6 protein-coding genes and 1 pseudogene are annotated in these 4,866 nt (G+C 61.7%); 1 reads left to right on the top strand and 6 read right to left on the bottom strand.

Annotated elements, in window-relative coordinates; all coding sequences use genetic code 11:
* Positions 1 to 132, bottom strand: a pseudogene (locus ACXWUF_RS18745) (YcgN family cysteine cluster protein); the annotation flags it as partial.
* Between the two features lie 162 nt (positions 133 to 294).
* On the opposite strand from ACXWUF_RS18745, the gene ACXWUF_RS18740 reads away from it, so the two are divergent.
* Positions 295 to 1,248: a nucleotidyltransferase domain-containing protein gene (locus ACXWUF_RS18740; protein WP_458496117.1), complete on the top strand. Its 954-nt coding sequence runs from the start codon at positions 295 to 297 to the stop codon at positions 1,246 to 1,248.
* A gap of 92 nt (positions 1,249 to 1,340) precedes the next feature.
* Here the strand turns inward: ACXWUF_RS18740 and ACXWUF_RS18735 are convergent, their stop codons facing one another.
* The 5 genes from ACXWUF_RS18735 to ACXWUF_RS18715 all read right to left on the bottom strand — a co-directional run.
* The gene (locus tag ACXWUF_RS18735) at positions 1,341 to 1,853 is read right to left on the bottom strand and encodes a hypothetical protein (RefSeq protein ID WP_458496116.1); all 513 of its coding nucleotides are present in this window, start codon (positions 1,851 to 1,853) and stop codon (positions 1,341 to 1,343) included.
* Between the two features lie 57 nt (positions 1,854 to 1,910).
* On the bottom strand, positions 1,911 to 2,687 hold the full coding sequence (locus tag ACXWUF_RS18730; RefSeq protein ID WP_458496115.1) for a hypothetical protein: 777 nt from the start codon (positions 2,685 to 2,687) through the stop codon (positions 1,911 to 1,913).
* Positions 2,684 to 3,274, bottom strand: coding sequence for a DUF4276 family protein (locus ACXWUF_RS18725; RefSeq protein WP_458496114.1), 591 nt, complete (start codon positions 3,272 to 3,274; stop codon positions 2,684 to 2,686). Before ACXWUF_RS18725 ends, ACXWUF_RS18730 begins: the two co-directional genes overlap by 4 nt.
* Positions 3,271 to 4,515 (bottom strand): AAA family ATPase, encoded by a 1,245-nt coding sequence (locus ACXWUF_RS18720; protein ID WP_458496113.1) that lies wholly within the window; start codon positions 4,513 to 4,515, stop codon positions 3,271 to 3,273. Before ACXWUF_RS18720 ends, ACXWUF_RS18725 begins: the two co-directional genes overlap by 4 nt.
* 13 nt (positions 4,516 to 4,528) lie before the next feature.
* A partial coding sequence (locus ACXWUF_RS18715) for a YkgJ family cysteine cluster protein (RefSeq protein WP_458496112.1) occupies positions 4,529 to 4,866 on the bottom strand: 338 nt, incomplete at its 5' end.

The raw sequence follows: 4,866 nt of genomic DNA, 5'->3' as shown, positions 1-4,866 counted from the left end.
GAACAAGAGTTCGCCCGTGTCCTCGTCCTCCAGCTTGTGGAGGCAGCAACGCCCGCAGCCATCGCAGAGGCTCTCCCACTCGTGGTCGGCCAATTCGGCCAGGGATTTGGTTTGCCAAAAGGCTTTCGACATGGGGCGTCTCGTCACAACAAAAGGCGCGGCGCCAACCGCCGCCGCAGGATTGTAGCCGATGAACCACCCGCTCCGGCAGCTAGCTTCCGGCCCGGTTCCGCTACAAAATTGGCCGGGCCAACGCCCAAACATCAAACCGACCCAGCCGGATAATAGCCACCCATGCGCCCGATTTATCTGCCTCGCGACTTCATCGAAACATCCGAAGGCTTCATTTTCGCCGTGGTGGACACCTGCCCGGAGGACGGGCGGGTGCTGTGCTTCCTGCGCTATGTCCGGCGGGATGGCCGCTTGAGGAAACTCGGCACGGCAGCGGCCCAAGCCAGCCTCGCGGCCCACGCGCCCGCTTACTTGTTCACCTCGAAGCGCCTGGAAGCCAGCCTACACGGCGTGCCGACAGAGCGCATCCGCCGCCATTACCAGCCACGGGAGCGGGTGCGGGAATTGCTGGCGACATCGGCCCGCGACGCCATCGAAGCCAAGGCCGCCCGCTGGCTGCGGCTCATGGCGGATCACGGATTGGATTTGGCGCGGCTGGGGCTGACCGGCTCGTTGCTGCTCGGGGCGCAGACGGCGGCGTCGGACCTGGATTTCGTGATTTACGGGCGGGAAGCGTTTTTCCAGGCACGGCGCCTGGTTCACGCACTCATTGAAGCGGGCGAACTGGCAAATCTGGATGAAGCCGCCTGGCGCGAGGCTTACGACCGGCGCGGCTGCGCCTTGAGCTTCGAAGAATACCTGTGGCACGAGCGGCGCAAGTTCAACAAGGGCTTGATCGACGGCACCAAGTTCGACATCACCCTAACCGGCGAAGACGCGCCGCACGATGTGGAACCCGTGCGGAAGCTGGGCCGGACCACGTTACGCGCCGTGGTGGACGACGCCCGCCACGCCTACGACCACCCGGCGGCGTACCGGCTGGATCACCCGGACATCACGGAAGCGCTGAGCTTCACCCACACCTACGCGGGTCAGGCGGAGGCCGGGGAAAGGATAGAAATCGCCGGGATAGTGGAGGAGACGGCGGCAGGCCAGCGGCGCTTGGTGGTGGGCTCCAGCCGGGAAGCGCCGGGGGAATATATCCGCGTGTTGAATCTGGTCGAGGCCGGGAAATAAGCTCGTGGGAGCGGGCTTCAGCCCGCGACAATCAAGCCCAATCGTGGTGAAGCCCACTCCCACCACCGCCCCCCTCCTGAGTGAGCCAGCGCTCACCGCCCGGCCCCAAACGCCCGGTCGAACGCCCATTTCAGCAGCAGGAACAGCACGCCCATGGCGATGAACAGGGTTCCGATGCCGCCGCCGAAGAAAATCCACACACGGGTCCGCATCAGCAGGAAAATCCCCAGCGAAGTGAACACCAGCAGCAGCATGAAGCCGGTCATGCGGCGGAAGCCGGGGATGTGTTCGGGATTGGCCTGATGGCGGATGAGTCCGAGGGTGACGAGCATGGAAATCAGCGGCAGCAATTGCGACAGCACGCCCGCCTGCATCAAGCGGCCATGGGCCAGGGTATCCGCGAAGGCCACGGCGGCGATGATGCCCGGCAGGCAGACGCCATACAGCACGACGGAATAGAGCCAACGCACGGGGGAGTCGTAGACGGGGGCGCCCTGTCCGTGCAGCCGTCCGCCCAGCCAGACCAAGCCGGGCAGCGCGGTGAAATAAGTCAGAACCGGGAGGGGATGGGCGTCGAGTCCAGCGAGTAATTCTTGCAGGGTCATGGGGAGCCATTTCGATAGGGACGGAGACGATGAAGTTTACACCGCCCGAAGGCCGGGTCAGTGTATTGGCTCCACCAGCACCTTCCCGACCTTGGTGTCCGCGTTGTACAGCAGGAAGGCCGAAACGTGCCGGTATTCGATGGCCGCCACCAGCCCGGCCTCGCGGGAGAAGAAGCGGTACTGGGTGTCCTCCAATTCCGCCGGGCCGACATGGCCGCTGAAGGTCGATTTCATCGCCACGGCGTCATAGGTGCCCGCTGGAACGGTGAGCCGGTAGGCGCCGAGATAGCGGTGATGCACCGATAACACGCCCTCGTGTTTCACTTCGTCCGGGTCATCGGCGTCGTAGACCCGCACCGACATGCGCGACCGCCGCTCCTCGCCGGGGGCGATGCCTTTCAGCAGCATGGGTTCGGCGGGTTCGTAGCGGGTGATGGCCTGGTCCGGGATTTCCTCCACGCCAGTCAGGACGAAACCGCCGTCGGGCTGGACCTCAAGAAAGCCTATTTCCTGCTCGCCGGTTTGATAAGTCCAGCCGCCGTGCTTGCCGTGTTGATAGGGCCGGGCGGCTAGGCGGAAGGATTCCCGGTGGCCGGTGCCGGGTCCGTGGACGATTTGGAAGGTGCCGACGCTGGGCGCCAATCTGAAATATTTGGCCGGGCTGTCGATCACTGGCGCGGGAACGGCCTGACCGACCACGCCCTTGCCGAGGCTCCGGTCGATCATGCGCCGGTCTGGCTCCGGCAGGGATAGGCTGGGGTCGGCGGCGTGGGCTAGGCGGGCGGACATCAAGCCAAGCAGAAAGGCCGGGACAAGCAGGCTGTGGATTTTCATACGAAATCGCACTGTCTTTGCCATTCCTGGCACAGCTTGCGAAAGGACCGGCTGTTTCCATGGGCCTGTTCAAGGCTCATGATCTGGGAAAAAGCGGGTTGGTCGGTGGTTTCATCATAGCAACGATCCGTCTTGTGCTGTTTGAGCCAGCCTTTCGCATCCCGGTTGCGCTCGGCCTCGACCGGCACATTAGCCGGAAGCACAAACCCGCGCTTGCCATCCAGCGACGCGGCGGCGGCGATGAACCACGCTTCATATTCACGATTCGCCAACACCACGGAAACCCGGCGATGCGGCACCACCCGCCGTGCCCGGTCCAATATAGCCGCGCCCAATTCGGCGGGACAGTCGTCGTCCGCGTCCAACAAAACCAAAATCCAGCCCGAGTCGCCGCATTTCCCGGCGGCCAACTTCAACATGCGCCGGAACTCCTCGTCACGGTTCAGAAAACGGTCACGACGCACGCGGATCGGCGGCGGTATTTCGACCCACAAATCCGGTGACAACCAAGCGGCTAGACGGCGCAACAACACGGGGAACGCCCGCACTTCGCCATCGCCCTCGACAATCGCCACCACGGACGTCATGGGACGCTTTCCCCGAACAGGTCCGGCTGGCGGGTTTTCAGTTCGTCCAAGATTTTTCGATCCGGTGCCAACTGATTGAGCCGCAGCAATTCCCCCGCTGAAAACAAATGGTCGCGCAGGGCGTCGCGGGAAGCTTCATCCACGGGCGCGATTTTGGTTTCCCCAGCTTCGGCGACCACCGCCAGCAAGGATGCGGCGGGCAAGTCTGGATCGTCCAGCAAGTCCGGGCTGTGGCTGGTGACGATGACCTGGGTTTGTTCCGAAGCCCGCTGCAAAGCGCCACGCAAGGCCGCCGATGCCGCTGGATGCAGGGCGGTTTCCGGCTCTTCGATACCAATCAACGAGGGTGAATAATCCTGATTACCTTGGAACAAAGCCGTCAATATGCCTAGCGCCCGCAGGGTGCCATCGGACATATCTATAGCGCTAAACCTCCAGGGATACGGCTGACCATCTAGCTTTTGCGCAAAAACCATCGACTCCATCGGCCCCACTGGAACGCTTCCCACGCTATCAACCATCGAAGCCACATTATGCAAATACTCCTGTATGGTTTTTAGCGCGTCCGGCTTGGTATTCCGCAATACCCTCCAGACGCTGGCAATGTTTTCTCCGAATGGCTTCAAAAAACGGCCATCCTGAGGTCTTTGCAATTCCCGTATCAGATGTGGATTGAAGTTGTAGAAGCACATGGCGGAAAGTGCGTCATAAACCGGGCGAAAGGCCGTCAGTCCTGATACCCCCACCAATGCCAGACGGTCTGGCGTGACCGCTGGAAATATCGGCTCGCTGGTTGCCTTCAATATGCCTTTTTCAAGGTTGAAAAAATGTTTGTCATTCTGGTTTTGCAGCACGCATTCTTCGGTTCGCACTACCCCCATTCCGCCTATGCTAAATGCGTAATGGCCTATTTGCCCGGTACTTAACTTAAACTCTAAACGCAGACCAAACTCGTCAGGGTCGTTATTAGCTTTGTGCCGTATATCACCGCCGCGCTCATTCAATGCGTTATCGAGCGAACCCGCCAAAGCGTCCCGCACGAAATGCAAGGCATCAAGGAAATTGCTTTTCCCGGAACCGTTAGCGCCCACCATGTAGGTGAGCGGTCCCAAGCGCACATCACAAGCGGCGATGCTTTTGTAATTGCGCAAAATCACGCGGGTCAGAAAAATGGAAGCCGTCACGTTTCGCTCCTGATAATCGGTCGCCGCTTTAAGCGCAAGGGAAAATCCCGTCGCCATTGGCCACCCACCCTCACAACGATAACCCCACCCGCCGCCGCGCATCCAAACAATTTTCACTCCCCAAGGTGAACTCCCGGCAAGTGCGGGGCCGGTCCTCGTAAATCGTGCAGGCATAGGCTTCGTGCGGCGTGCGGCCACCGGACAGGGCCGCGCAACGGTTGCCGTCGCGGCGCAGCTTGCGGTGAGTGTCGAAGCTCAAGACCAACTCGGGATGGCGCTTGTTCACCGGCTCGCGGGCCGAGATTTCCACCGAATCATAAGCCTCCCGGCAGCAGGCGCCGCACGTCTGGCAATCCAACTTGGCGGCGGGTTCGTAGCGGGCGCAGGCCGGGGCGGCTTGCGGGAGTC

The sequence above is a fragment of the Methylomagnum sp. genome, from assembly GCF_054333355.1.
The sequence above is the reverse complement of the archived record's forward strand: the minus strand, read 5'-3'. Positions and strand labels throughout refer to the sequence as shown.